Here is a 26,381-nt window from a genome sequence, read left to right as displayed (position 1 = left end):
ACCCGTACCCGGTGGCGTCCCGGTGGTCCGGCTCGACGCGGTGACGAAGGCGTACCCGGGTGGGGTCACCGCCCTCGACGGCGTCTCGCTGCGCATCGAGCCCGGCGAACTCGTCGCCGTCACCGGCCCCTCCGGCTCCGGAAAGTCGACCATGCTGAACCTGATCGGCACCCTCGACCGGCCGTCGTCCGGCACCGTCCACATCGACGGGTACGACGTCGCCCGCCTCGCCGACCGGAAGCTGTCCGCCCTGCGGGCCACCCGGATCGGCTTCGTCTTCCAGCAGTTCCACCTGGCCGGGGGCGTACCCGCGGTCGACAACGTCGCCGACGGGCTGCTCTACACCGGCGTACGGCGCCGGGACCGGCGGGCCCGCGCCGCCGCCGCGCTGCGCCGGGTCGGTCTCGGCCACCGGCTGGACCACCGGCCGCACCAGCTCTCCGGCGGCGAACGCCAGCGGGTCGCGATCGCCCGGGCCGTCGTCGGCGAACCGCCGCTGCTGCTCGCCGACGAACCGACCGGCAACCTCGACTCGGCCGCCGGGGCCGGGATCATGGCGCTGCTGCGCGGGCTGCACGACGCGGGTACGGCCGTCGTCGTCATCACGCACGACCAGGAGATCGCGGCAAGCCTGCCCCGCCGCGTCCACATGCGCGACGGCCGGATCGTCTCCGATGTCGCCCGGCCGCCGGTGCCGCCCCGGTGAGCGGGCTCGTGCCGGCCCGGCTACGCCCGGCCGACGTCGTACGGGTCGGTGGCGCCGGGCTACGGGCCCGGCCGCTGCGGGTCTTCCTCTCCGCGCTCGGGATCGCCATCGGCATCGCCGCAATGGTCGCCGTCGTCGGCATCTCGTCGTCGTCGCGGGCCGAACTCGACCGGACCCTCGCCGCACTCGGCACCAACCTGCTCACCGTCGCCCCCGGCAACACGATCCTGGGCGAGCAGGCCCGCCTGCCGGTCGACTCGGTCGCGATGATCGGCCGGATCGGTCCGGTACGCCAGGTCGCCGCCACCGGGCAACTCCCCGACACACCCGTCTACCGGTCGGACCGCATCCCGGCCGCCGAAACCGGCGGGATCGCCGCCCGTGCCGCCGACCTCGCCCTGCTCGACACCGTCGGCGGCCACATCGGAAGCGGCACCTGGCTGAACGCCGCGACCGCGAACCACCCCGCCGTGGTCCTCGGCACGACGGCCGCCGCCCGGCTCGGCATCGGCTCGGCCGGCCCGGACCGGCAGGTGCTCGTCGGCGGGCGCTGGTTCACCGTCGTCGGCGTGCTGTCCGCCGTACCGCTGGCTCCCGAACTCGACACCAGCGCCCTCGTCGGCTGGCCGGCCGCCAGGACGTACCTCGGCTTCGACGGCCACCCGACGACCGTCTACACCCGTACGACGGACAGCCAGGTCGAGGCGGTACGCGACGTGCTTGCCGCCACCGCAAACCCGCAAGCCCCGAACGAGGTACGTGTTTCCCGCCCGTCCGACGCACTCGCCGCCCGGCAGGCGACCGACGCCGCGTTCACCGGACTGCTGCTCGGGCTCGGCGCGGTCGCCCTGCTCGTCGGCGGCGTCGGGGTCGCCAACACGATGGTCGTCTCGGTGCTCGAACGGCGGCCCGAGATCGGGCTCCGCCGCGCGCTCGGTGCGACCCGCGGGCAGGTACGCACCCAGTTCCTCGCCGAATCCCTGCTGCTCTCCGCCCTCGGCGGGGCTGGCGGAGTGTTCCTGGGGCTGGCCGTGACCGCCGCCTACGCCTGGTGGCAGTCCTGGCCACTGGCGATTCCGCCGTGGGCGCTGGGCGGCGGTCTGGCCGCTCCACTGCTGATCGGCGCTCTCGCCGGCCTCTACCCGGCAATCCGCGCCGCCACCCTCCCCCCGACCCAAGCCCTATCGGCTCCCGCCTAATCCGCCCCCCGCGCCACTCCCCGGCTTGATCCGCGTGATCAGGGATTAAGTCGCGCGTGTCGTCGGCGCGTTGGGGCTCAAACTCCCTGATCACGCGGATCTTGCGAGGGCGCGGCGGCCGGCCGCCAGCGCTCGGGTGGGCGGGTGGGTGCGGGGCGGGGACGGGTCAGGCGGTGATGGTGTCCAGGGCGACCTCGACCATCTGGCCGAAGGTCTGCTCGCGCTCCTGGGCCGTCGTCTTCTCGCCCCGCTTGATGTGGTCGCTCACCGTCAGCAGGGTCAGCGCCTTCGCCCGGAACCGGGCCGCGATCGTGTAGAGCGCCGCCGACTCCATCTCCACCGCCAGCACCCCGTAGTCGGCGAGCCGGTCGTAGAGGTCCGGCCGGTCGGTGTAGAAGGCGTCCGCCGCCAGCACCGGCCCGACCGTCATCTCGATGCCGCGCCGCTCGGCCACCTCGACCGACGTACGCAGCAGACCGAAGTCGGCCACCGGCGCGTAGTCGATCAGGCCGTCGAACCGTACCCGGTTCATGTTCGAGTCGGTCGCCGAGCCGTTGGCGGCGATCACGTCCCGCAGGTTCAGTTCGTCGACGATCGCACCGCACGAGCCGACCCGGATCAGCGACTTCACGCCGTACTCGTTGATCAGCTCGTGGGCGTAGATGGATGCCGACGGCATGCCCATGCCGGAGCCCTGCACCGAGACCTCGGTGCCCTGCCAGCGGCCGGTGAAGCCGAACATCCCCCGCACCGTCGAGTAGCACTTGGCATCCTCGAGGTACGTCTCCGCGATCCACTTCGCCCGCAGCGGGTCGCCCGGCATCAGGACCCGCTCGGCGATCTCGCCCGGCTGTGCGCCGATGTGCGTACTCATGGCCATGATCCTGCCAGGTCGACGGAGGGGATACCGCCACGACAGGTCCCGGGGGCGTCAGGTAGCCTTCTCGGCGGTGGCGTGTCCGAGTGGCCTAAGGAGCACGCCTCGAAAGCGTGTGAGGGTTTACGCCCTCCGCGGGTTCAAATCCCGCCGCCACCGCTCGTAACCAGGCAAACGCCCGGCTCCTCCTTCGAGAGGGGCCGGGCGTTTGTTGTCGGTGAAACTCTGGCTCGTCGGGGGCGGGGCTTCGTTCACTTCGGCTACGCTGCGTGCTGCTCTGCCGACCTGCCGTCACACTGAGGTGTTTGGCGGGCGTCCTGTCAGCGGCGCCGGTCGACTATGCCAGGAGTCCGCAGAGCTGCCGGTGGTAGGCAAGTTGGGCAGGATCTATCGGGTGGGTGGCGTGCCGGCGGAGTGCGCCGAGCTCGAGATTGTCCGCGGCCCGACGAACAATCCAATGCTCGTCTACGTAGATTGCAAAGCTGTCGAACAGGACATGGTGATTCGGGCAAAGGCAGAGCACGTTCGAGATGTGGTCAGGGCCGTGGTGCGGTGCACCGAGGCCGCGAGTGTGCGCGGCCTGGCTGTACCCCCCATTGGGAGTCTCCAGTCGCTCACCGCAAATCTGGCAGTGGTGGTCGTAGATCGCCTTTACGGTCTCGGCGACCTTGGTGCTGCGGATGATCCGTTGCAGAGTTACCTCACAACGAGAGGTGCCGCCCAGGCTGCCGGTAAAGATGCCCGAGTCTGGCCCATCGTCGAAGGTGCCGGTAGCTGATTCGTATCCAGACATACCGAGTTCTTTGAGTAGGTCCGCATGGTTTGTCTCGGTCAGATGATGCGTGAGTAGTGTGCGGACGGCTCTTGTTCGAACCTCGGACTTCTTGAGTAGTCTGCTTGCGTCAATCGTGAGGCCCGCGCTGGGATTTACTACATCAAGCCGAGTCGGTGGCGAGGTAGTAGTGGCCGTGATGTCTATGCCATCTATCTCCCAAATGACGCTGCTGCCCAGGTGCCAGAATGGGTGTGCAACTGTGGGATCTGGATCGACCGAGGTGTAGCGGGCGAGGATGGGTGCCAGTTCGGAACGGAATTTGTGCCACCGAACCAGTCTGGAGCCGTGTTTAGCTTCATGGGCGATTGACCAGAGTAGCGTTAGCGCCAAGTGGCTTCTCGGAGTTTTGTGCGGTTCGCGGGGAGCGAGTGTTTCGAGAACGGACAATAGTTCGCGCTCATTCAGACCCGGGCGCGTCGGATGTCTATTCGGGCCATGGCTCGGGTTGATCGGTTCCTGCTTGTTGGGGAGCAGGCGCTTGATGCGATCGTATTCGTACGATCTCACCAGGGTTAGACTGCGCAAGGGTGGAGCGGGCAGATTCAGCGCCTGGAGAAGCGGTTCCGCGGGGATTGGTTGTTGGAACTCCTCCAAGTCATCGAGTGCGACCATATACTCCCAGGTTTGGTTGTCCTCATCGGCGCCCCAGATGGCTCGGGCTGCCTCCTGGTTACGGAATAGGTGCACGATGCGAGCCCGGGCGAAGAAACCCTTGTTGTTGTAGAACAGGATATCGTCGCCGACTCGGCGGTCCCGGAGTGCCTTGCTCTTGTAGTTCTCCACGCCGGCAGCAGCCGGTGTAGATCCCCACAGGCGGGCGAGTCCGCTTGGATAGATCTGACGAAGAATATTCCCATCGTGCCTGAGGTCGACCGCTAGATCGGCGAGCTGGATTCCAATTCTGACCGACTTCTGATAATGTCTCTCGCCGCCTTTGGCTTTGATGCCTCGAGGTTGGAGCATCAGTTGAGGGTCGGACTGCAAGTCAGTTGCCTCGTTATTCGTCGGTAGTAGGATATCTTGATTGCGGTCGTTGCTGGTGTCTTTCGATAGTGCGTGCGCCAGTTGTGCGGCATCGCTAGGGGTGAACCCTGGAACGGAGACCCTTAGTCGTAGCCGTTTGCTGTTATTTCCTGCTTTTATGGCACCGGGTCTCTGGCCAAGGCTCCCCTGCGCGGCGGTTAGCCGTCGCCGAACGTCTTCCATGTCCGACTCATCCGCTAGCTTGATAGGGCTGACCAGCAGGCTTCGCTGTGGTTCCGGTAGATGCGCGACTGCGGTCGAGTCGATCAGTGCTTCCTGAAGCACGGCGTCGTGTTCCCGAAGTCTGACGAGTAGCAACGTCAGCGCGGCCCGATAGTCGGCATTGCGGCTGCTGCCGGACCGAGTTCGGCCGCCGCCGCTGTGAAGGATGATTGCCAAGTCGTCACCGTCAGGCTCTACGGAGAACTTGGCGTTTAGTGGCAAACCGACAGAGTTGGCGATAAGCACGCCGTCTACTTTGGCACATAGGTTCCAAAGAGAAAAGTGTCGAGGTGCTGGTCGTTCCGCAGGCAGGGAGGACGCCGTCGTCACTCTGGGTGTTTTTATGGGTGCTCATCGTGGTATTGGAAGGTTGGGCCGCCGTGATGGGGGGTTGTCGTACAAGTCAGGAGAAGCTGATGTCCGGGCTGAATAGGATCGGCTCGTGGTCGAGCCGTGGGATTCGAGTGACGCCGGACTGTTGCGGCTGCCGTCCGGGCGGGTGGTTCGTGGCCGTGGGCTGCTGAAACCGCTGCCTACCGGGCAGTCCCCGACCTTCGCCGTCTACCTGCTCGGCAAGCCGCCGCCGCCGGTCGACTGGGAGGCTCGTTGGTTGCACTGGCCGGACTTCCGGCTGCCGCGCGACCGGGACGAGGCCCGGACGAGGTTCCGCGAGGCGTGGGAGCGGTCGGCGACCGACCGGGTCGAGTTGGCCTGTTCCGGTGGCCGGGGTCGTACCGGCACGGCGCTGGCCTGTCTGGCGATCATCGACGGGGTGCCGGCCGACGAGGCGGTCACCTTCGTACGCGCGCACTACTCCCCGCACGCCGTCGAGACGCCGTGGCAGAAGCGTTACGTACGACGTTTCGTCGCCTGATGTTCGACCTTGCGCACGCCGGCCGGCGGGAGATCGCCCCGGGTGCGGTGCACGTGCCACGGTGGCTCGACCCGGAGACACAGCGCCGGCTGGTCGAGGCGTGCCGGGCGTGGGCGGACGGTCCGGTGCCGGCGCGGGCGGCCAAGCTGCCGGGCGGCGGCCGGATGTCGGTGCGTACGGTGTGTCTGGGCTGGCACTGGCAGCCATACCGCTACAGCCGTACCGCCGACGACGCCGGCGGCGGGCGGGTGGCCGAGCTGCCGGACTGGCTGGCCGACCTGGGGCGGGCCGCGCTCGTGGACGTCCGCCAGATGCCGGAGCGGGGCTACCGGCCGGACACCGCACTGGTCAACTTCTACGACGATGCCGCGAAGATGGGCATGCACCAGGACCGTGACGAGCGTACGGACGCGCCGGTGGTGTCGTTGAGCGTCGGCGACTCGTGCCTCTTCCGGTTCGGCAACGTCCACAGCCGGAACCGGCCGTGGACCGACCTGGAGCTGGCCTCGGGTGACCTGTTCGTCTTCGGCGGGCCGGCGCGGTTCGCCTATCACGGGGTGGTGCGGACCTATCCGGGTACGGCTCCGGCCGGGGTCGGCCTGGACTTCGGTCGGATCAACATCACGCTACGGGAGACCGGGCTCTCCTGAGTCTGCGCTGTTCAGAACGTTCTCCACAGAGTTATCCACAGGGTGTGGATAGCACGTGTGTACGAGCGTGGGTGATTGTCCACAGGCTGGCCGGCCTGTGGACAACCGCCGCGGTCACCGGGTCGGCGCGAACGCGTCCACCCCGGTCAACTCCGCCGACAGGGTCCAGAGCCGAGCCGCCTGCGCCGGGTCGATCGCGTAGTCGCGTACCCCTGCGCGTACGCCGTCGCCCGCCAACTCGGCGATCTCGCAGTCCTCGCAGTAGAGGCCGCCCATCCCGTCGAGCTGGGCCGACGTCGCCGCCCAGACCTGGGTCGCCGCGCCCTGTTCCGGCGTCTTGAAGCTCGGGTTCAGTGGGTTGCCGTCCGCGTCGATCCAGCCGTAGCCGACCATTTCCTCGGTCGTCAGGTGCCGCTGCAACGGGGTGAGGATGCCACCCGGGTGCAGCGCGAACGCCCGTACCCCGAGGTCCCGGCCGAGGGCGTCGAGCTGCACGGCGAACAGGATGTTCGCGGTCTTGGCCTGTCCGTACGCCGCCCACTTGTCGTAGCCGCGCTCGAACTGCGGGTCGTCCCAGCGGATCGCGGAGTTGTGGTGGCCGGTCGACGAAACCGAGACGACCCGCGCGCCGCCGTCCACGAGCGCCGGCCACAGCCGGTTGGTCAGCGCGAAATGACCGAGATGGTTGGTCGCGAACTGCGCCTCCCAGCCCGGCCCGACCCGCGTCTCCGGACAGGCCATGATGCCCGCGTTGTTGATCAGGATGTCGATTCGCCGGCCGGCGGCAAGAAAACGCTCGGCGAAACCCTTCACGCTTTCGAGGTCACCGAGGTCGAGTTCGTCGACCTCGACCCCCGCGATTCCGGCGAGCGCCTCGCGGGCGGCGTCCGGCCGCCGGGCCGGCACGACGACCCGGGCCCCGGCTTTCGCCAGGGCCCGCGTCGTTTCCAACCCCAACCCCGAATACCCGCCGGTCACCACCGCCAGTTTCCCCGAAAGATCAACCCCATCGAGTACGTCGTCAGCGGTGCTCCGCGCACCGAAACCCGATCCGATCTTGTGCTGCGCTGCGGTCATGCCCCGACGCTACGACTTCGAGCGCACTGGAAGACAAGTACCTTTCTCAGCGCAGGATGCCCTCCGCGCTGGCGGCGCGCAGCCAGGCCGGGAACTCGCTGAGCAGGCGGTCGTAGAGTTCCGGATCCCCGGTTCGGTCGATGTCGTCGACCGCGAAGAACCCGACGTTGTCCACCCGCCGGCCCTGCATCTGGTCGAACCGTTCGAGAATTCCGTAGTTGGCGTTGCCGAGCCCGATGAACTGCCAGAAGATCGGTTCGTCGGCGGCGGCCCGGAACTCCTTCTCGATCGCGGCGTTCTGGTAGACACCGCCGTCGGAATAGAACAGGACGAGGGTGGGAACCGGTTCGGGATTCTGCCGTACGAAATCCCGTACCATCGCGATGACCTTCTGCTCCTCGTTACCGAACCCGAGCTTCGGCAGCGCCTTCATCCGGACGAATGCCGGAATCCAGGTCGGCATGTCGCCGATCTCCAGATCGGGGAGCCGCCCGGGGCGGGACGCGAACATCCACGACTGCATCGTTCCGTCGTCGTCCAACTGGGCGGCGACAGCCGCGGTCCGCTCGACCGCGCGGGCCATCGTGCCGTTCTTGTAGAGGGATGTCATCGAACCCGACGCGTCGAGGACCAGGAGCACCCGGGCCCGTACGTTTCCGATGCCGTGCTTGGTCAGGCTGACCGCCACCTGCTGCTTACGCAGGTTGAGCTTCTGCCGGGCCTCCGGCGGCAGCCGGTCCTCACCCTTGGTGAACCGCACGGCCGGCTGCCCGGGCGGTGCCGTGGACGCCTGCGGCGCTGCCGGTGGCGGCGATGACAGAGCCGGTGGTGGCGGTGGCGCGGCCGGTGCCGCGAAGGCGGACGCCGGTGGCGGCGCAGCGGGCGTGGGCGGCTCGCTGTCGACGCTGATCCCGAAGTTGGTCGCGAGTCCGGCCAGCCCGGAATCCCAGCCCTGCCCGACCGCCCGGAACTTCCAGGCCCCGTTACGCAGATAGAGCTCCCCGCCGACGATCGCCTTCTCGGTCGACGCGTGCATGTCCTCGAACCGCGCCACCTCGGCCCCGGAACCGACGTCGAAGATGGTCAGCCGCAGCCCACGTACCTGCTGGAAGGTGCCGTCGTGGGCGGACGCCGCGATCACCACCCGCTGGATGTCCGGTTCGACCCTCGCCAGCTCGACGGTGATGCCGTCGAACGCCTCCCCGGCCGACCCGGCGCGCTTGCCCGCGTGGGTCACGGCCCCGGACGGGTGCCGCGGCTGGTTGTAGAAGACGAAGTCACCGTCGCTGCGCACCTTGCCGCTCGCGGTCAGCAGCAGCGCTGACACGTCGATGTCGGGTACGCCCGGTCCCGCCGTCCAGCTCAGGACCGCCCGGACGTACATCGTGGACAGGGCGACGTTGGCGCCCTTGGACAGCACTGTCACGGTGCCTCCTCCGCGTCACGGGTGTGTCCGAGCCTACCCGTGTTGATCAAGATTCACGCAGGTCGGGCTGGCTGGCGTGGCCGGACGCGGAACGGGGCGGCGGTCAGAAGGGCTGAGGTGTCCGATCCGACGCGGACTGGCGAGCCCAGGACGTAGCCGCGAAACAGGCCGCCAGTCCCAATGCTTTGGGTCGGGAAACTCCGAGAAGGCATCGAATCGCAGCATTTCCGGCCCTGACCTGCTCAGGAATCCAGTCAAGGTCGCTGCGTAGCAGTGTTGCCTGTCCCCTCCCTTGCCGTTGCCAAAAGATCAAATCCTCACCATGTTGACGGCGGTGGCGGCCACCTTGCGGTTGCTGGGAACAGTGGGCACGTCTCTTCCTCCGCCTCGCGTCGATTCGCAGCGAGACTCTGGGACGCCCGTACGACGGACTCTGGGCCATGAAACGAGGTCGCCTGCAACGGGATCCCGTCCCCCTTCCGAATCGCCAGCTCATGTGCCTGTGCAGGCGAAAGTTCGCGGGTCCAGGCCGCTGCCGCCCGACGCCTGTAGTTCGTCTCGATCGTCTGCTGCTCAGGCAGTCGACACGCCGGGGCGGGAACGCTTCAACCGCAGACGATCATGGCGGCCCGGAACGGACGCCGTCACGGCAATCCGACAGAGCGTCGGTTCGGGGCCGGCTGCCCGCCAACCGAGGCCAAGACTGAGACCACATGACGAAGGGCCGGTCCCCGTACGAGGGCCGGCCCTTGCGTCTACGCTGCTCAGAAGAGCGGAGGATACGAGATTCGAACTCGTGAGGGTGTGAACCCAACACGCTTTCCAAGCGTGCGCCCTAGGCCTCTAGGCGAATCCTCCGTCGGACAGGATACAGGCTCGTCGCAGCAGCCTCACACGGCCCCACCCACCGGCGGGTTCCGGACGGGGCGAGGTAGAGTCGTCGGTACCTCCCGTGCGGCGTGCACCTCGTGAACCTCCCCAGGGCCGGAAGGCAGCAAGGATAAGCGAGCTCTGACGGGTGCACGGGAGGCCTTATTTTTCCTGGTCGCCGCTGATCACCGCTGCCTCGCCCCGTGTTGTGTCCGGGGCCGCCCGCCGGTGGAGAATGGCCCGGTCGAGAGGAGGCTGGGGTGGCGCTCGCGCTCTACCGCAAATACCGGCCGAGGACGTTTGCCGAGGTCATCGGCCAGGAGCATGTCACCGAGCCGCTGTCGCAGGCGTTGCGCAGCGGCCGGCTCAACCATGCCTACCTGTTCTCCGGGCCGCGTGGCTGTGGCAAGACGTCCAGTGCGCGCATCCTGGCCCGGTCGCTCAACTGTGAGCATGGCCCGACCCCGGAGCCGTGTGGCACGTGCGGCTCGTGCCGGTCGCTGGCCAACGACGGCGCCGGTTCGATCGACGTCATGGAGATCGACGCGGCCAGCCACGGTGGTGTCGACGATGCCCGTGAGCTGCGGGAGCGGGCGTTCTTCGCGCCGGCGAACAGCCGCTTCAAGATCTATGTGATCGACGAGGCGCACATGGTCTCGTCGGCGGGCTTCAACGCGCTGCTGAAGCTGGTCGAGGAGCCGCCGGACTACGTCAAGTTCATCTTCGCGACGACCGAGCCGGAGAAGGTGCTCGGCACGATCAAGTCGCGTACCCACCACTATCCGTTCCGGCTGATCCCGCCTGCGGTGCTGCGCCCCTACCTGGAGCAGTTGACCGAGGCCGAGGGGATCAAGGTCGACCCGGCGGTGTTCCCGCTGGTGGTGCGGGCCGGTGGCGGCAGCGCGCGGGACAGCCTGTCGGTGCTCGACCAGCTCATCGCGGGCGCCGGGCCGGAAGGGGTCAGCTACGCGCGGGCGGTGGCCCTGCTCGGCGTCACCGACTCGGCCTTGATCGACGAAATGTGTGACGCGCTGGCGGCGGGGGACGGTGCGGCGGCGTACGCGACCATCGACCGGGTGGCCGAGGCCGGCCATGATCCGCGGCGGTTCGCCTCCGATCTGCTGGAGCGGCTGCGTGACCTGATCGTGCTGCGGCAGGTGCCGGACGCGGCCGCCAAGGGCCTGGTCGACGGCCCCGCCGACCAGGTGGAGCGGATGGCCGCCCAGGCCGAGCGGCTGGGGTCGGCGACGCTGTCCCGTTGTGCCGACATCGTGCACAACGGCCTGGTCGAGATGCGGGGCACGACCGCGCCGCGCCTGCTGCTGGAGCTGATCGCCGCCCGCATGCTGCTGCCGGGTGCCGACGACGGCTCGGCCGCGCTGCTCCAGCGGGTGGAGCGGATGGAGCGCCGGCTCACCGTCGCGGGCGGTGGCGAGTTGCCGCCGGTCCAGGCCGTCGAGCCGGTACGTCCGGCGGCCGCGCCGCGGGTCGAGCCGCAGCCCCAGCCGCAGCAGCCCCCGACCCCGCAGCATCCCCCGGCCCCACAGCAGCCGCCGGCGCCACAGGCACCGCAGCAGGCCGCTTCGGCGCGTACCGAGTCCCGGCCGGCGCAGCCGGCGGCGGCCCCACGGTCCGGCCCGCCGGCCGCGGCGGTCATGCCCGATCCGGTAACGCCGGATCCGCCGGCACCGGGCACGCCCGTCGCCCCGGGCGCGCTCGACGCGGCGGCGGTCCGCCGGTCGTGGGACCAGATCCTGTCGACGGTCGCGGCCCGGAGCAAGCGTGCGGCGGCGGTCGTACGGGAGGCGACGGTAAGCGAGGTCGACGGCAACACGCTGGTGCTGTCGTTCCGGCACAGCGTGCACGCCACGATGCTGACCAACTCGCCGGATCTGCTGGTCGAGGCGATCGGTCAGGTGCTGGGCGGGCGCTGGCAGATCCGGTGCGAGGTCGGCGGCGACGGTGGCCGGCCGGCCCCGACCCCGCAGCCTCGGCCCACCCCGCCGCCTCCTCCTCCGTCCGCGCCGCCCGCCGCCCCGCCACGCCCGGCGGCCGGCTCGCCCCCGTCCGGCGGATCGACCGGTCCGGACTGGCCCGAGCCGGCCCGGCCACCGTCGGCGGGACCGGCCCAGGCCGGTCGGGGTAGTGGTGGGTCCGACTGGCCGGAGCCGGCCCGCCCGCCGTCGGCGGTGTCGACAGCGGCTGGATCGGACTGGCCGGAGGCAGCCCGGCCGGGTGGGCGACCCGCGGCACCAGCACCCGCACCGTCCGGCGAGACGGATGTGCGGCCGTCCGGCACCGGCACACCACCGACCAGCAGCCCGCCCGCCGTGAACGGCGGTGGCGCCGGGGCGGGGCTCGCGGCCGCGCGGGCGGCCGCGGCGGCCGCCAACCGGGGTACGGCCGGCCGGGACGGCGTGCCCGCCGCCCAAACCGCCGCACCGGTGGCTGTCGCCGCTCCACCGGCCGCACCGGCCCCGGCCGCCCAGGCCCCGGCGGCCCGTGCCGGCGCCGTCCAGACGGCGGACCCGTCCTGGGCGGGTGAGCCGCCGTACGACCCGGACTACGACGGGCCGGTGCGCGGCGGGGTGACGTACGAGGGATTCGATCCCGGTGACGAGCCGCTCGACGACGTGGTCGACGTCGCCGCGGTCCGGCAGAGCAGCGAACAGCAGGTGGTGCAGTTGCTGCACCAGACGCTCGGCGCGGAGCGGCTCGACGGCTGACCACGTGGCGTGCCGCGGCCCGTCGGCGGCGCCGACTAGGCTGAACGTCGCCCAGGCAATGACGACGTCGAAGGAGCCGTGCCGTGCGCCCCGGTGGACAGCCCAACCTGCAGCAGATGATGAAGCAGGCGCAGAAGATGCAGCAGCAGCTCGCCACCGCGCAGGCCGAGCTGGCCGACGCGGAGCTGACCGGCACCGCCGGAGGCGGGTTGGTCACCGTGACCATCTCCGGCGCCGGCGAGGTCAAGGCGATCAAGATCGACCCGAAGGCGGTCGACCCGGACGACGTCGAGACCCTGGAAGACCTAGTGCTGGCGGCGGTGCACAACGCCAACGACGCGGTGCGCAAGCTGACCGAGGAGAAGATGGGCCCGGTCACCGGCGGCATGGGCGGCCTCGGCCTGCCCGGCTTCTGAGCACCGGATGTACGAGGGTGCGATCCAGGATCTGATCGACGAGCTGGGTCGCCTGCCCGGCGTCGGGCCGAAGAGCGCCCAGCGGATCGCCTTTCACGTGCTGTCGGCGGATCCGGCCGACGTCAACCGCCTGTCGACCGCGTTGCGCAAGGTCAAGGAACTGGTCCGGTTCTGCACGACCTGTTACAACGTGGCCGAGGCGGAGCTGTGCCGGATCTGCCGTGACCCGCGCCGCACCGACGAGGTGTTGTGCGTGGTGGAGGAGCCCAAGGACGTGGTGGCGATCGAGCGGACCGGTGAGTTCCGCGGTCGCTACCACGTGCTCGGCGGGGCGATCAATCCGCTGGAGGGCATCGGGCCGGACAACCTGCGGATCCGGGAGCTGATGCTCCGGCTCGGTTCCGGCGCGGTCAAGGAGCTGATTCTCGCCACCGACCCCAACACCGAGGGCGAGGCGACGGCGACCTACCTGGCGCTGATGGTGAAGCCGATGGGGATCGCGGTCACCCGGTTGGCGAGCGGTCTGCCGGTGGGTGGCGACCTCGAATACGCCGACGAGATCACGCTTGGCCGGGCGTTCGAAGGGCGTCGAGCGGTCTGACGTGCGGTCGTTGATCTGACAGTTGACGTTCGGAAACAGCGGCGCAATGTAACAACTTCGCATCGTGCGTGCCAGTGGTGAGACGTAAAGACACGATCCGATACCAACCCCCAATAGGCCAGTTTCCGGGGAGTTCGATGGACGGCTATCGTCTCGCCATCTGGTGACCCCGGGTCACCGCGTTGTCCGTACCCACAGGACGAGGTGAAGCACCATGCGTGCATCAAGGCCGAAGGTCGCGATCGCGACCGCAGCGGTCGCCGCCCTCGCGCTCTCCGGCTGTGCCGCGAGCGAGCGCGACGGAGACTCGGGCGGATCCACAAAGGACACACTGGTCTTCGGCGTCGCCGGCGACCCCAAGGTGCTCGACCCCAGCCTTGCCAGCGACGGCGAGTCGTTCCGGGTCTCCCGGCAGATCTTCGAGACTCTCGTCCGCCCCGAGGAGGGTGGCACCAAGGTCTCCGCCGGCCTGGCCGAGAGCTGGACGCCGGACGAGGCCGGCACGACCTGGACCTTCAAGCTGCGCACCGGCGTGAAGTTCCACGACGGCACCGACTTCAACGCCGAAGCGGTGTGCTTCAACTTCAACCGTTGGTTCAACGCCAAGGGTCTGATGCAGAGCCCGGACGTGACGTCCTACTGGCAGGACATCATGGGCGGCTTCGCGACCAATGAGGACCCCGAACTCGGGGAGAGCCTCTTCAAGTCGTGCACCGTCAAGGACCCGAGCACCGTCGACCTCGCGTTCAACCGGGTCTCCAGCAAGATCCCCGCCGCCCTGATGCTGCCGGCCTTCTCGATGCACTCGCCGAAGGCGCTCGAGCAGTACCAGGCCAGCGAGGTGACCGGCACCGCGGACGACGTGAAGTACCCGCCGTACGCGATGGAGCACCCGACCGGCACCGGCCCGTTCAAGTTCAAGGCCTGGGACATCGCCAACAAGACCGTCACCCTCGAGCGCAACGAGGACTACGCGGGCGAGAAGGCGAAGCTGAAGACGTTGATCTTCCGCACCATCTCCGACGAGAACGCCCGCAAGCAGGCGCTGCGTTCCGGTGACATCCAGGGCTATGACCTGGTCGGCCCGGCCGACGTCGGTCCACTGGGGAACGACGGCTTCAACGTGTTGACCCGCCCGGCGTTCAACATCCTCTACCTGGCGATGAACCAGAAGGGGAACCCGAAGCTCGCCGACATCAAGGTCCGGCAGGCGATCATGCACTCGCTGAACCGGCAGGCGCTGGTCGACTCGAAGCTGCCCCCGGGTGCCAAGGTCGCCACGCAGTTCATCCCGGACACCGTCGAGGGCTGGAACCCGTCGGTCACCACGTACGACTACAACCCGGAGAAGGCCAAGCAGTTGCTGGCCGAGGCGGGCGCGTCGAACCTGACGCTGAAGTTCCACTACCCGACCGAGGTCACCCGGCCCTACATGCCGAACCCGAAGGACCTCTTCGAGCTGCTGGCCGCGGACCTGCGGGCGGTCGGCATCACCATCGAGGCGATCCCGCTGAAGTGGAGCCCGGACTACCTCAACGCCACCCAGGTGGGCAGCAACCACGACCTGCACTTCCTGGGCTGGACCGGTGACTACGGCGACGCCTACAACTTCATCGGCACGTTCTTCGACCGGCCGAAGGACGAGTGGGGCTACACCAACCAGCCGCTGTTCGACCTGTTCCGCCAGGCCGACACCACGGCTGACCCCGCCGCCCGGTTCGAGATCTACAAGCAGCTGAACGCCGAGATCATGAACTTCCTGCCCGGTGTGCCGGTGTCGCACTCGCCGCCGGCGATCGTCTTCGGCAAGGACGTGACCGGTGTCAAGGCGAGCCCGCTCACGGACGAGCGGTTCGCCACCGCCGAGTTCAAGTCCTGACATAGAAAAAGGAACCGCGGGCGGGCACCGTTTCGGTGCCCGCCCACGGCCCTCTGGACCCATTCGAGGCGCACGTGTTCCGGTTCATCGTCAGACGCCTGCTGCAGTTGATACCGACGCTGTTCGGGCTATCCATCCTGTTGTTCATCTGGCTGCACCGTCTGCCGGGTGGACCGGAGACCGCGATCCTCGGCGAGCGGGGCACACCCGAGTCCCGCGCCGCGATCCGGCGCAACCTCGGCCTCGACGAGCCGATCCTGATCCAGTACGGCCGCTTCATGAGGCGGATGCTTCGACTCGACCTCGGCACGTCGATCTCGACCAAGCGCGAGGTCACCACCGAGTTCCTCCAACGGTTCCCCGGCACCGTCGAACTCGCCCTCACCGCGATGATCATCGCGATCGGTGTCGGTATCCCGCTCGGCTACCTCGCCGCCCGCAAGCGGGCCACGATCCTCGACCACGCCTCCGTGGTGGGCTCCCTGATCGGCATCTGCATCCCGGTCTTCTTCCTGGCATACGTCCTCAAGGCGATCTTCGCCGAGAACCTGGGCTGGTTCCCGTCGAGTGGCCGGCAGGACCCGACGATCGGCGCGACCCGGATCACCAACTTCTTCGTGCTCGACGGCCTGATGACAAGAGAGTGGGACGCCGCCGCCGACGCGTTGTGGCATCTCGTCCTGCCCGGAATAGCCCTCGCGAGCATCCCCCTGGCGATCATCGTCCGGATCACCCGGGCGAGCGTGCTGGAGGTGCTGGGTGAAGACTTCGTCCGCACCGCCGAGGCCAAGGGCCTGACCGAGAACGTGGTCCGCCGCCGGCACGTCCTGCGCAACGCGATGCTGCCGGTCGCCACCACCATCGGTCTGCTCACCGGCGGCCTGCTGTCCGGCGCGGTACTCACCGAGACGGTGTTCGCGTTCAGCGGCATCGGGGCGTTCATCGCCGAGTCGATCAGCCAGCGGGACTATCCGGTGCTGATGGGCTTCATCATGATCATCGCGGTGGTCTACGTGCTGGTCAACCTGATCGTCGACCTCTCCTACAGCTTTATCGATCCGAGGGTGAGGGTGCGATGAGCGGGGTGCTCACACCGGGCCGCAAGAAGATCGAGAAACTCGACCGGCTCTCCGAACTCTCCGCCCGGCGCGACGACGAACGCGGGGTGAGCCTCTGGCAGGAGGCGTTCCGGCGGCTGCGGCGCAACCCGGCCGCGATCATCGGCGCCCTCATCCTGGCCGCCTTCGTGCTCGTCGCGGTCGTCGGGCCGTTCCTGGTCCCGCACGACCCGGTCGCGCAGACCTGGCGCGGCGAGGTCAGCGACGCCCGGGCGCACTACCCGGGGCCGCGCGCCGAGAACTGGTTCGGCGTCGACCACCTGGGCCGCGACGAGTTCAGCCGGATCGTGGTCGGGGCCCGGCAGACCCTGCTGGTCGGCGTGGTGTCCACCTTGATCGGTCTGGTCGTCGGCGCGATCATCGGTGGCACGGCCGGTGCGGCCGCCGGTCTCGGTGGCCGGTTCGGCCGCTGGGTCGACAACGCCCTGATGCGGGTCGTCGACATGCTCCTCGCCCTGCCCAGCCTGCTGCTGGCGGTCAGCATCGCGGCCCTGCTCGGGCCGAGCCTGGTCACCGTCATGATCGCGGTCGGCACGGTGTCCGTACCCGTCTTCGCCCGGCTGTTGCGGGGATCCATGATCGCGCAGTCCAATACGGACTACGTGCTGGCGTCGACGTCGTTGGGCGTGAAGCGCGGCCGGATCGCGTTGACCCACATCCTGCCCAACTCGCTGGCTCCGGTCATCGTGCAGGCGACGCTGACCCTGGCCACCGCGATCATCGAGGCGGCGGCGCTGTCCTTCCTCGGCCTGGGCAACCAGGACTCGTCCATCCCGGAGTGGGGCGTGATGCTCGCCGACGCGCAGCGTTATCTCGACGCGGCGCCCCGACTGGCGGTTCTGCCGGCCATCGGCATCATCGTCACGGCGCTGGGCTTCACCCTGCTCGGTGAGGCGATGCGCGAGGCACTCGACCCCAAGCTGCGGAAGTAGGCGAGCGGCGATGGCACTGCTGGACGTGGACGGCCTGTCCGTCACCTTTTCCCGCCGGGGGCAGCGCACGGTCCGCGCCGTCGACGGCGTCTCCTTCAACGTCGACGCCGGCGAGGTCGTCGGCCTGGTCGGCGAATCCGGCTGCGGCAAGAGCGTCACCTCGCTCGCGATCATGGGACTGCTGCCCCGGCAGCGTGGTGTGCAGGTCGGTGGCCGGGCCGACTTCGACGGCACCGACCTGCTGAAGCTCGACGCGAAGTCGATGCGGGACGTCCGTGGCCGCGACGTCGCGATGATCTTCCAGGATCCGCTGTCGTCGCTGAACCCGGTCGTGCCGATCGGCACCCAGGTCACCGAGGTGCTCGTCCGGCACCGCGGCATGAAGGGCGACCCGGCCCGCCGGGAGGCGGCCGACCTGCTGGACCGGGTCGGCATCCCCGACCCGACCCGCCGACTCAAGGAGTATCCGCACCAGCTCTCCGGCGGCATGCGACAGCGGGCACTGATCGCGATGGCGGTCGCCTGCCGTCCCCGGCTGCTCATCGCCGACGAGCCGACGACCGCGCTCGACGTGACGATCCAGGCGCAGATCCTCGAACTGCTCAAGGATCTCGTCCACGAGTCCGGCACCGCCCTGATCATGATCACGCATGACCTGGGGGTGGTCGCCGGCCTGTGCGACACCATCAACGTCCTCTACGCCGGCCGGGTCGTGGAGACCGCCCGGCGGCGTCCGCTCTTCGCCGAGCCGCACCACCCGTACACGGTGGGGTTGCTCGGGTCGATCCCGCGCCTCGACGCGGGCCGGGGCGAGCGCCTCACGCCGATCCCGGGATCGGTACGCGACGTACTGCCGTGGCCGGACGGGTGCGCGTTCGCGCCCCGGTGCGAACAGCGTCTCGACGCCTGCGTCGGTGAGCCGCCGGCCCTCACGCTGACCCACGACGGGCGGGCCCACCGGTGCGTCAACCCGGTGAGCGCACCGGCGAAGGTCGGCGCGTCCGGTGGGGTGCCCGCGCCGCGCGCGGAGGAGGGTAAGAAGCTGTGACCGACACGCTCGTCGAGGTCCGTGACCTCAAGGTGCACTTCCCGATCACCAAGGGCGTGCTGTTCGACCGAGTGGTCGGTCACGTCAAGGCGGTCGACGGCGTCGACCTGAAGATCACCAAGGGTCAGACGTACGGGCTGGTCGGCGAGTCGGGCTGCGGCAAGTCGACGCTCGGCCGGGCGATCCTCCAGCTCACCCCGACCACCTCCGGCGAGGTCATCTACAACGGCGAGGATCTGGCCAAGCTGCGGCCCGGCCGGCTGCGGTCGATGCGCCGGCACCTGCAAATGATCTTCCAGGACCCGATGTCCAGCCTCGACCCGCGGCAGAACGTCGAGTCGATCCTCGTCGAAGGGCTTCAGGCGCACGGCATCGGCGCCAACCGCGACGAACGCCGGAAGATCATCGGCCAGACCCTCGACGCCGTCGGTCTGCCGAGCTGGGCACTCTCCCGCTACCCGCACGAGTTCTCCGGCGGCCAGCGCCAGCGGATCGGGATCGCCCGTGCGCTCGTACTCGGCCCCGAGCTGATCGTCGCCGACGAGCCGGTCTCGGCCCTCGACGTGTCGATCCAGGCACAGGTCATCAACCTGCTCGACGAACTCCAGGAGGAACTGGGCCTGACCTACCTGGTCATCGCCCACGACCTCGCCGTCGTACGGCACATCTCCGACGTCGTCGGCGTCATGTACCTCGGCGCCCTGGTCGAGGAGGCGAGCAGCGACCAGCTCTACCGCGAGCCGCTGCACCCCTACACGCGGGCGCTGATGTCGGCGGTGCCGGTCCCCGACCCGGAGGTCGAGGACCGCCGCGAACGGATCCTGCTCGCCGGTGACCTCCCGTCCCCGGCCAACCCACCGGCCGGCTGCCGGTTCCACACCCGCTGCCCGTGGGCGCAGCCGACCCGGTGCGCCACCGAGCGGCCGGTGCTGCGCGAGATCGGCGAGAGCCGGGTCGCCTGCCACTTCGCCGAGCGGATCGCCAGCGGCGAGCTACGCCCGCACGAGGTCAAGGTGCAGCTCGTACGCCCCGAGGACGAGGGCGAGACGCCCGGTGTGGTCTCCGCGCCGACCGAGCCGGGCTCGTTCGTCTGACCGGCACCGGCTGACCGGCGCCGGTCAGCCCTCGGGGCGGTCGATCAGCGCGACGGCGATCGCGTGTACGGCGTCCAGCGCGGCCGGGTCGGCGAGTGCGGCCCGGCCGCCGGTGACGACGTACCACTCGTCGGCGTCCTTGTACTGCACCCGCAGGGTGACCTGGCCGGCGTCGTACTCGGTGCGCAGGGTGAGTTCGCCGGTGACGACGCCGACCTCGTCGGTCATCACGCCGCCGGGGCCGGGCACCACGTCGGTCGTACGGCTGTCCGGGGCGCCACCCGCCGGCCCGGTTTCCGCGGCCGGGACCGTCGGGTTGGGCTCGGCGGTCGTGGGCTGGCCGGTCGTCGGGTTGCCTGTCGCGGGGGTGCCGTCCGCCCCGCCTGTTGTCGTGTCGGTCATACGCAGGTCTCCAGCATGTCTTGCAGCGCCGACTTCTCGGCGGCGGTCACCGTCAACTCCCAGTGGCTCTTAACCGTGATCCAGTCAATAGCGTAATCACACCATGCGTCCTGGTTGGTCGGTTTCCACTGTGAAGGATCCTGGTCACCCTTGGACCGGTTCGACGACGCGGACACCGCCAGGAGCTGCGGCCGGGTCAGGTCGTTGGCGAACTCGCTGCGCCGGTCGTCCTCCCACTCGTCGGCGCCGCTGCGCCAGGCGTTCGCCAGCGGCACCGTGTGGTCGATGTCGACGCCGGACGGGTCGTCGATGGTGCGGTTGTCGTAGACGCTCGACCACGAACCGCCGACCACGTTGCACCCGTCGAGTTCGACGCCGGTGCCGTCGCGTTCCAGCACGGTGTCGCGTACGTCGCAGTTCTTGCCCGCGCTGCGCCAGTGCTTGAAGCGTTCCCGGCTGTAGCCGCGCATCGGTCGGGAGTCGGCGACCGTCAGCTCCCCGAGGAGCTTTTCGGCCGCGCCCGCGTCACCGGAGCCGGCCTGCTGGTCCGACCCGCCGATCGGGTCCTCTTCGAGGGGCACGCAACCGGCGAGCGCGCCGAGGGCTAGCGCCGCGGCCACCGAGGCGGCGAGACTGCGCAAGGTCAACGATCGGGTACGGGTCTGTCGCATACGGGAGGAAAGCACCCACCTAGCTTGCTGTCTAGATCGTCTCGCCGGCAATAACCACGGGCCGCTTCGGCGTTTCGTGCAAACAGTGACCAGACCTCCGACAGATTGGACGCCATGAGCCAGTCGTCAACCCCCGACCTGCGACTCGGCACCGCGGCCGGTCGGGGCACCCTGCTGGCGGCGGTGCTCGCCTCCGGAATGGCCTTCCTCGACAGCACGATCGTCACCGTCGCGCTGCCGAAGCTCGGTGCCGACCTCGGCGCGACCACCGCCGGGCTCCAGTGGACGGTCAACGGCTACATGCTCACGCTGGCCGCGTTCGTGCTGCTCGGCGGCGCCCTCGGCGACCGGTTCGGCCGGCGGCGCGTCTTCCTGGTGGGGGTGCTGTGGTTCGCCGCCGCGTCGGTGCTGTGCGGCCTGGCGCTGTCCGTCGAGTGGCTGATCGCCGCCCGCGTCCTCCAGGGCCTCGGCGCGGCCCTGCTCACCCCCGCCTCGCTGGCCCTGCTCCAGGCCAGCTTCCAGCCGGACCATCGCGGCCGGGCGATCGGCGCCTGGTCGGGCCTGTCCGGGGTGTCGACCGCGATCGGCCCGTTCATCGGCGGCTGGCTCATCGACAGCGTCTCGTGGCGGTGGATCTTCCTGATCAACGTGCCGCTGGCGGCCGCCGTGGTCGTCGCCACGCTGCGCTGGGTGCCGGAGAGCCGGGCCGCCTCGACCGGCCGGTTTGACGTCGGCGGTGCCGTGCTCGGCGCCCTGGGGCTGGCCGGCGTCACGTACGCCCTGATCGAGGGCCCGGTTCTCGGGGTCGGCTCGGTGGCGATCTGGGGCGCCGCCGCGATCGGCGTCGGCGGGGCGACCGCGTTCGTGCTCCTGGAGCGGCGGCGCGGCGACCGGGCGATGCTGCCACCGAGGCTGTTCTCCAGCCGGCAGTTCTCCGCGCTCAACATCTACACCGTCGCGGTGTACGCGGCGCTGAGCGGGCAGGGCTTCTTCTTCGCCGTGCATCTGCAGAACGTTGCCGGCTACACGGCGCTGGAGACCGGGATCGCCACGCTGCCGATGACGCTGCTGCTGCTCGTCGGCTCGGCCCGGGCCGGCGCCCTCGCGACCCGGATCGGTCCCCGGCTGCCGCTGACGGTCGGCCCGGCCGTGGCCGCCGTCGGCATCCTGCTGCTGCGGCCGATCGGTCCCGGCGCCGACTACTGGGTCCACGTGCTGCCGGGGGTGCTGCTTTTCGGCGCCGGCCTCACCCTGCTGGTCGCGCCGCTGACCGCGTCGGTGCTCGGTGCGGTCGAGGACCGCTACGCCGGGGTGGCGAGCGGGGTCAACAACGCCGCCGCCCGGGCCGCCGGGCTCCTCGCCGTGGCGGCCCTGCCGCTGCTGGTCGGGCTCTCCGGCACGGCGTACGAGGTGCCGGCGGAGCTGGCCGCCGCCTACCGGTCGGCGATGGTGTGGTGCGCGGGGCTGATGCTCACCGGGGCCGTACTGGCCGCGATCTTCGTCCGCCGGCCGACCGGGACCACCACCGGTCCGTCCCCCGGCGGTCCGACCGGCTAGCGGTTCCCGACCGTACGGCGGGGTGGCGCAACACCGCCAAGCCGATCTCTGCAACGCCCGTGACGTGCGTGAATCCGTTCCGTTTGAAGGGATGGAATCGCAGCCGCGAGGGCTGCGTAACTGTCGCCATTGGTCAGCCGGTCCTGCGAGACGCGACAGCCGCGATGGAGAGCGGTGGTCGAGATGGGAACTGACAAACCTGTAGAAACCGGAGCCGATCACCCGACCGACGACGCCACCGTGGTGCTGAACCCGGTCGGCGCCGAAGACCCGCCGGCCGCCGCCGGTGGGAGATCGGGTGGCCGGCACCGGGCCGTACCGTCGACCCGGGATCGGGGCCGGCGGCGCCGGACGCTCGTCATCGCCACGGTTGCCTCGATCGTGGCGCTGGGCGCCACCGCCGTCCTGGTGCCGATGGCGTTCGCCCGGCTCGGCGATCCGGAGAGCGGTGAGCGGCCGACGGTGCCCTCGGGCAGCCCGACGCCAGCCCCGAGCGCCTCGCCGCAGCCGTCCGGGCTCGTCCCCGGCCCGGTCGAAACCATTGTGGACGGCCGGTTCTCGTGGGCGCTGCTCGACCGCTCCACCGGTGTGCTGACCGGCTCGTCGAATGTCAGCGACGCCGTCGAGGGTGGGGGGATGCTGCGGGTCTGGGTGGTCGCCGACTACCTGCGACACGCCGCCGAGCGGGGCGGCCAGCCGGAGCCGTACCGCCTGGAGCAGGCCAGCCGGGCGATCCGCGACGGTGACGACGACGCTACCCAGGCGCTCTACGAGGCGGCCGGCGGGGCGACCCAGAGCCACCGCATGATCCCGGTGTGCGCACTGGTCGAGACGCAGGTGGACGACGGTGGCTGGCGACGGACGCGGATCTCGGCCGGCGACTCGGTACGGCTCGGCGACTGCGTCGCCGACGGCCGGGCCGCCGGTCCGAAGTGGACGAAGTGGGTGCTGGATGAGATGGCCGAGGTCAACGGCGAGGCGTCCGACAAGGGCGAGCTGACCGGGATCGGCTGGGGCATCGTCGACGGGCTCCCACCGGCGGTCACCGACCTGGGCGTCGGCTTCACCAACGGCTTCGTCCGGGCCGACTCCCAATGGCAGGTCAACTGCCTGGCGGCGGCCGACGGCTGGGTGCTCGCCGTACTCGTCAGCTATCCCGACACCCGGAAGCTGTCGTACGGCGCCGGAATCTGCGCCAGCGTCGCCGCCGAGCTCACCCCGCCCCAGCCGGTCAACTGAACGGCCGGGGCGGGGCGGCCCGCGGAAAGCTCAGCCGCGGGAGCGGTTGACCGCGCTGGTGACCGCCTTCACCGACGCGGTCACGATGTTGGCGTCCAGCCCGACGCCCCACACCGTCCGGCCGTCGACCTCACACTCGACGTACGCGGCGGCCTGGGCGTCGCCACCGGAGGACATCGCGTGCTCGTGGTAGTCGAGCACCCGTACGTGCACCCCCAGGGCCTGCAGCGCGTTGACGTACGCGTCGATCGGGCCGTTGCCGACCGCGGCCAGCGGCCGGCGGTTGCCGCCGAAGTGCACCTCGGCCAGCATCTCGACCTTGCCGTCGACGGTGGCCGTCGAGTACTCGGCGAGTTCGACCGTCGGGAACCGCTGGTGGTCGACCAGGTATTCGGTGGCGAAGATCTCGTACATCCGGGCCGGCTCGACCTCGCCGCCGGCGGCGTCGGTGACCTGCTGGACCACGCCGGAGAACTCGATCTGGAGCCGGCGCGGCAGGTCCAGGTGGTGCTCCTCCTTCATGATGTAGGCCACACCGCCTTTGCCGGACTGCGAGTTGACCCGGATGACCGCCTCGTAGTTACGGCCCACGTCCTTCGGGTCGATCGGCAGGTACGGCACGCCCCACGTGTACCCGTCGACGGCGACCCCGGCCTCCTGCGCGTCGGCGGCCAGCGCGTCGAAGCCCTTCTTGATCGCGTCCTGGTGGGAGCCGGAGAACGCGGTGTAGACCAGGTCGCCGGCGTACGGGTGCCGCTCGTGCACCGGGAGCTGGTTGCAGTACTCGACGGTGCGCTTGATCTCGTCGATGCGGGAGAAGTCGATCTCCGGGTCGATGCCCTGCGAGAACAGGTTGAGGCCGAGCGTGACCAGGTCGACGTTGCCGGTGCGCTCGCCGTTACCGAACAGGCAGCCCTCGACCCGGTCCGCGCCGGCCAGCAGGCCCAGTTCGGCGGCGGCGACCGCGGTGCCCCGGTCGTTGTGCGGGTGCAGGCTGAGGATCACCGAGTCGCGGCGGGGCAGGTTGCGGTGCATCCACTCGATCGAGTCGGCGTAGACGTTCGGCGTGGCCATCTCGACGGTCGCCGGCAGGTTGACGATCAGCGGGCGGTCCGGCGTCGGGTCGATCACCTCGATGACCGCCGCGCAGACCTCCAGCGCGTAGTCCAGCTCGGTGCCGGTGTACGACTCCGGCGAGTACTCGTAGAAGATCTCGGTGTCCGGGGTGTGGATCTCGGCGTACTTCTGGCACAGCCGGGCGCCCTGGGTCGCGATGTCGGTGATGCCGGCGCGGTCCAGGCCGAAGACCACCCGCCGCTGCAGCGTCGAGGTCGAGTTGTAGAAGTGCACGATCGCCTGCTTCGCGCCGCGCAGCGACTCGAAGGTCCGTTCGATCAGGTGCTCGCGGCACTGGGTCAGCACCTGGATCGTCACGTCGTCCGGGATCAGGTCCTGCTCGATGAGCTGGCGGACGAAGTCGAAGTCGGTCTGGCTGGCCGCCGGGAAGCCGACCTCGATCTCCTTGTAGCCCATCTCGACCAGCAGGTTGAACATGCGGCGCTTGCGTTCGGGCGACATCGGGTCGATCAGTGCCTGGTTGCCGTCGCGCAGGTCGACCGCGCACCAGCGTGGCGCGACCTCGGTGCGCCGGGCCGGCCACCGCCGGTCGGGCAGCTCGACGGAGAACTGGCGGTGGTAGGACTCGTAGCGGCCGTACGGCATCCGGCTGGCCTGCTGGCGGGCGATCGGGTCCGGGCCGGGGGCGGCGGCCGGACCACCGGGTACGGCGGACTGGTCGGTGGACGCGGTGCTGGGTGCGGCGTTGTCTGACATGACGGAAATGCTCCTGTGGTCAGGGTGACGTCAGCGCGGGAAAAGTCTGGCTGATGCGATCCGGCGCGTCGATGCCCGGATCGGAAAGATCGTGCTCAGGCGGCGCGCGTCAACTCCGCGGCGAGGTGCCGGCCCGGTGGGCCTCGCCGCGGCGACCAAGGAGAAGAGCCTGCCACATAACACTGGTCACCCTACGTGATCGATTGGCGTTGGCAAGCCCGACCCAGGGTTTGAGACGAAACTCCCAGGTGGCGGTACGGCCGGGGCGGTCAGGCGGACGGCGTCGGCGACGGGGTGCCGGTGGGCGTCGCGGTCGGGGGCGGCGGCGGTGGCGGCGACGCCATGCCCAGCGGCTCACCCGCGACCACCGGGCCCGGCAGCGTGACCGTCGGCGGTGCGGCCACCGGCTCACCGGCGAGGATCAGGGTGCCGAACGCGACCTTCGCCCCGGTCAGCGTGCCGTCCTGCGCGTAGCAGTAGATCCCCACGTCGAGCGGTGCCCGCAGCGAGGCGGACGTCGACTCGACCGCGAAGCAGGCGCCACGGCTGCCGGGCAACGGCTGGGCGGCGGTCACCGACAGGGCGGCCCGCCGGTCGGTGAGCACCCGGGCCCAGCTCACCAGCGGGTGCTGGACCAGTGGATCGTTGCCGGCCGCGAACTGTCCGTCCGGGTCGCCGACCCGTACGCAGGTCGGCGCGACCTGCCGGGTCACCGACGGCAGCGCGCACTGGAAGAGCCCGTCAGCGGTACGCGCCACCGAGACGTCGGCGGTGCCGCCGAGCGCGCCGCCGGGGATGTCGACCCGCCAACTGCCGTCGGGGGCGGCGGTGAAGGCGACCGTACGGTCCTCGCGGTCGGCGGCCGACAGCGTGTAGAACGCCGACAGGTGGCGGTCCTGCGCCGCGGCTGCGAGGCCGGCGAGCTGGGACCGGGCCGGTGTCTGGTCCGCCTCGGTGGCGCTCGGGCTCGGTGTCGGCGTCGGGTCGGACGCCGGGGCGTCGGAGCCGCAGCCGGTGACCATGGCCACCGCGGCGGTGGTCAGCACGCCGAGCAGACCGGATCGGATGGCGGGACGCGAGGCAGCTCCGGGGCGCACGCGCCCATT

20 protein-coding genes, 2 tRNA genes, 1 other RNA gene and 2 pseudogenes are annotated in these 26,381 nt (G+C 69.9%); 16 read left to right on the top strand and 9 right to left on the bottom strand.

Features of this window, described 5'->3' with window-relative positions; genetic code table 11:
• The first annotated feature begins 22 nt into the window (after nucleotides 1-22).
• Both AB0I42_RS18350 and AB0I42_RS18345 read left to right on the top strand, forming a co-directional pair.
• Nucleotides 23-706, top strand: a complete 684-nt coding sequence (locus AB0I42_RS18350; RefSeq protein ID WP_357538799.1) for an ABC transporter ATP-binding protein — start codon at nucleotides 23-25, stop codon at nucleotides 704-706.
• On the top strand, nucleotides 703-1,905 hold the full coding sequence (locus AB0I42_RS18345; protein ID WP_357538703.1) for an ABC transporter permease: 1,203 nt from the start codon (nucleotides 703-705) through the stop codon (nucleotides 1,903-1,905). Before AB0I42_RS18350 ends, AB0I42_RS18345 begins: the two co-directional genes overlap by 4 nt.
• 166 nt (nucleotides 1,906-2,071) lie before the next feature.
• On the opposite strand, the gene deoD is transcribed toward AB0I42_RS18345, so the two are convergent.
• Nucleotides 2,072-2,779, bottom strand: coding sequence for a purine-nucleoside phosphorylase (gene deoD / locus AB0I42_RS18340; protein ID WP_357538702.1), 708 nt, complete (start codon nucleotides 2,777-2,779; stop codon nucleotides 2,072-2,074).
• Nucleotides 2,780-2,854: 75 nt separating this feature from the next.
• On the opposite strand from deoD, the gene AB0I42_RS18335 reads away from it, so the two are divergent.
• Nucleotides 2,855-2,941 (top strand) — tRNA-Ser (locus AB0I42_RS18335).
• A gap of 178 nt (nucleotides 2,942-3,119) precedes the next feature.
• Here the strand turns inward: AB0I42_RS18335 and AB0I42_RS18330 are convergent.
• The gene (locus AB0I42_RS18330) at nucleotides 3,120-5,108 is read right to left on the bottom strand and encodes an HNH endonuclease (protein ID WP_357538701.1); all 1,989 of its coding nucleotides are present in this window, start codon (nucleotides 5,106-5,108) and stop codon (nucleotides 3,120-3,122) included.
• 196 nt (nucleotides 5,109-5,304) lie between these two features.
• Here AB0I42_RS18330 and AB0I42_RS18325 point away from each other — a divergent pair, with 196 nt between their 5' ends.
• Nucleotides 5,305-5,736 (top strand): protein-tyrosine phosphatase family protein, encoded by a 432-nt coding sequence (locus AB0I42_RS18325; RefSeq protein WP_357538700.1) that lies wholly within the window; start codon nucleotides 5,305-5,307, stop codon nucleotides 5,734-5,736.
• The gene (locus AB0I42_RS18320; RefSeq protein WP_357538699.1) at nucleotides 5,736-6,386 is read left to right on the top strand and encodes an alpha-ketoglutarate-dependent dioxygenase AlkB; all 651 of its coding nucleotides are present in this window, start codon (nucleotides 5,736-5,738) and stop codon (nucleotides 6,384-6,386) included. Before AB0I42_RS18325 ends, AB0I42_RS18320 begins: the two co-directional genes overlap by 1 nt.
• Before the next feature lie 114 nt (nucleotides 6,387-6,500).
• Here AB0I42_RS18320 and AB0I42_RS18315 read toward each other — a convergent pair whose 3' ends face one another.
• From AB0I42_RS18315 to AB0I42_RS18305, 3 genes are all read right to left on the bottom strand, one after another.
• Nucleotides 6,501-7,463 (bottom strand): SDR family NAD(P)-dependent oxidoreductase, encoded by a 963-nt coding sequence (locus AB0I42_RS18315; RefSeq protein ID WP_357538698.1) that lies wholly within the window; start codon nucleotides 7,461-7,463, stop codon nucleotides 6,501-6,503.
• A 46-nt stretch (nucleotides 7,464-7,509) separates the two neighbouring features.
• Nucleotides 7,510-8,889: a VWA domain-containing protein gene (locus tag AB0I42_RS18310; protein WP_357538697.1), complete on the bottom strand. Its 1,380-nt coding sequence runs from the start codon at nucleotides 8,887-8,889 to the stop codon at nucleotides 7,510-7,512.
• Between the two features lie 773 nt (nucleotides 8,890-9,662).
• Nucleotides 9,663-9,747: transfer RNA gene (locus AB0I42_RS18305), tRNA-Ser, on the bottom strand.
• Nucleotides 9,748-9,833: 86 nt separating this feature from the next.
• Between AB0I42_RS18305 and ffs the strand changes: the two genes are divergently transcribed.
• From ffs to AB0I42_RS18260, 9 genes are all read left to right on the top strand, one after another.
• Nucleotides 9,834-9,924, top strand: an RNA gene (gene ffs / locus AB0I42_RS18300) — signal recognition particle sRNA small type.
• A 95-nt stretch (nucleotides 9,925-10,019) separates the two neighbouring features.
• Nucleotides 10,020-12,485, top strand: a complete 2,466-nt coding sequence (locus tag AB0I42_RS18295) for a DNA polymerase III subunit gamma and tau (protein ID WP_357538696.1) — start codon at nucleotides 10,020-10,022, stop codon at nucleotides 12,483-12,485.
• A 107-nt stretch (nucleotides 12,486-12,592) separates the two neighbouring features.
• Nucleotides 12,593-12,901, top strand: a complete 309-nt coding sequence (locus AB0I42_RS18290; RefSeq protein ID WP_357538798.1) for a YbaB/EbfC family nucleoid-associated protein — start codon at nucleotides 12,593-12,595, stop codon at nucleotides 12,899-12,901.
• 7 nt (nucleotides 12,902-12,908) lie between these two features.
• Complete coding sequence (recR, locus tag AB0I42_RS18285) at nucleotides 12,909-13,502, top strand: recombination mediator RecR (RefSeq protein ID WP_212825642.1); 594 nt, start codon at nucleotides 12,909-12,911, stop codon at nucleotides 13,500-13,502.
• 214 nt (nucleotides 13,503-13,716) lie between these two features.
• Nucleotides 13,717-15,381: an ABC transporter substrate-binding protein gene (locus tag AB0I42_RS18280; protein ID WP_357538695.1), complete on the top strand. Its 1,665-nt coding sequence runs from the start codon at nucleotides 13,717-13,719 to the stop codon at nucleotides 15,379-15,381.
• A gap of 74 nt (nucleotides 15,382-15,455) precedes the next feature.
• The gene (locus AB0I42_RS18275; RefSeq protein ID WP_357538694.1) at nucleotides 15,456-16,460 is read left to right on the top strand and encodes an ABC transporter permease; all 1,005 of its coding nucleotides are present in this window, start codon (nucleotides 15,456-15,458) and stop codon (nucleotides 16,458-16,460) included.
• Nucleotides 16,457-17,431: an ABC transporter permease gene (locus AB0I42_RS18270; RefSeq protein ID WP_357538693.1), complete on the top strand. Its 975-nt coding sequence runs from the start codon at nucleotides 16,457-16,459 to the stop codon at nucleotides 17,429-17,431. Before AB0I42_RS18275 ends, AB0I42_RS18270 begins: the two co-directional genes overlap by 4 nt.
• Nucleotides 17,432-17,441: 10 nt before the next feature.
• Nucleotides 17,442-18,479 (top strand): ABC transporter ATP-binding protein, encoded by a 1,038-nt coding sequence (locus tag AB0I42_RS18265; protein ID WP_357538692.1) that lies wholly within the window; start codon nucleotides 17,442-17,444, stop codon nucleotides 18,477-18,479.
• On the top strand, nucleotides 18,476-19,573 hold the full coding sequence (locus AB0I42_RS18260) for an oligopeptide/dipeptide ABC transporter ATP-binding protein (protein WP_357538691.1): 1,098 nt from the start codon (nucleotides 18,476-18,478) through the stop codon (nucleotides 19,571-19,573). The genes AB0I42_RS18265 and AB0I42_RS18260 overlap by 4 nt, the downstream gene beginning before the upstream one ends.
• A gap of 24 nt (nucleotides 19,574-19,597) precedes the next feature.
• Here the strand turns inward: AB0I42_RS18260 and AB0I42_RS18255 are convergent.
• A pseudogene (locus AB0I42_RS18255) lies at nucleotides 19,598-19,837 on the bottom strand (hypothetical protein); the annotation flags it as partial.
• A 134-nt stretch (nucleotides 19,838-19,971) separates the two neighbouring features.
• Nucleotides 19,972-20,646: an HNH endonuclease family protein gene (locus tag AB0I42_RS18250; RefSeq protein ID WP_357538797.1), complete on the bottom strand. Its 675-nt coding sequence runs from the start codon at nucleotides 20,644-20,646 to the stop codon at nucleotides 19,972-19,974.
• A gap of 114 nt (nucleotides 20,647-20,760) precedes the next feature.
• Here AB0I42_RS18250 and AB0I42_RS18245 point away from each other — a divergent pair.
• A pseudogene (locus AB0I42_RS18245) lies at nucleotides 20,761-22,183 on the top strand (DHA2 family efflux MFS transporter permease subunit); the annotation flags it as partial.
• 203 nt (nucleotides 22,184-22,386) lie between these two features.
• On the top strand, nucleotides 22,387-23,442 hold the full coding sequence (locus tag AB0I42_RS18240) for a hypothetical protein (RefSeq protein ID WP_357538690.1): 1,056 nt from the start codon (nucleotides 22,387-22,389) through the stop codon (nucleotides 23,440-23,442).
• Between the two features lie 30 nt (nucleotides 23,443-23,472).
• Here the strand turns inward: AB0I42_RS18240 and leuA are convergent, their stop codons facing one another.
• A complete protein-coding gene (leuA, locus tag AB0I42_RS18235) occupies nucleotides 23,473-25,164 on the bottom strand; it encodes a 2-isopropylmalate synthase (protein WP_357538796.1) in 1,692 nt (563 codons plus the stop codon).
• Nucleotides 25,165-25,544: 380 nt separating this feature from the next.
• A complete protein-coding gene (locus tag AB0I42_RS18230; RefSeq protein ID WP_357538689.1) occupies nucleotides 25,545-26,372 on the bottom strand; it encodes a hypothetical protein in 828 nt (275 codons plus the stop codon).
• Nucleotides 26,373-26,381 lie beyond the last annotated feature (9 nt).

The organism is Polymorphospora sp. NPDC050346 (assembly GCF_040655695.1).
In the GTDB taxonomy this organism is placed as follows: domain Bacteria; phylum Actinomycetota; class Actinomycetes; order Mycobacteriales; family Micromonosporaceae; genus Polymorphospora; species Polymorphospora lycopeni.
Note: the sequence above shows the minus strand (reverse complement) of the source record. Positions and strands in the feature narration are given on the sequence as shown.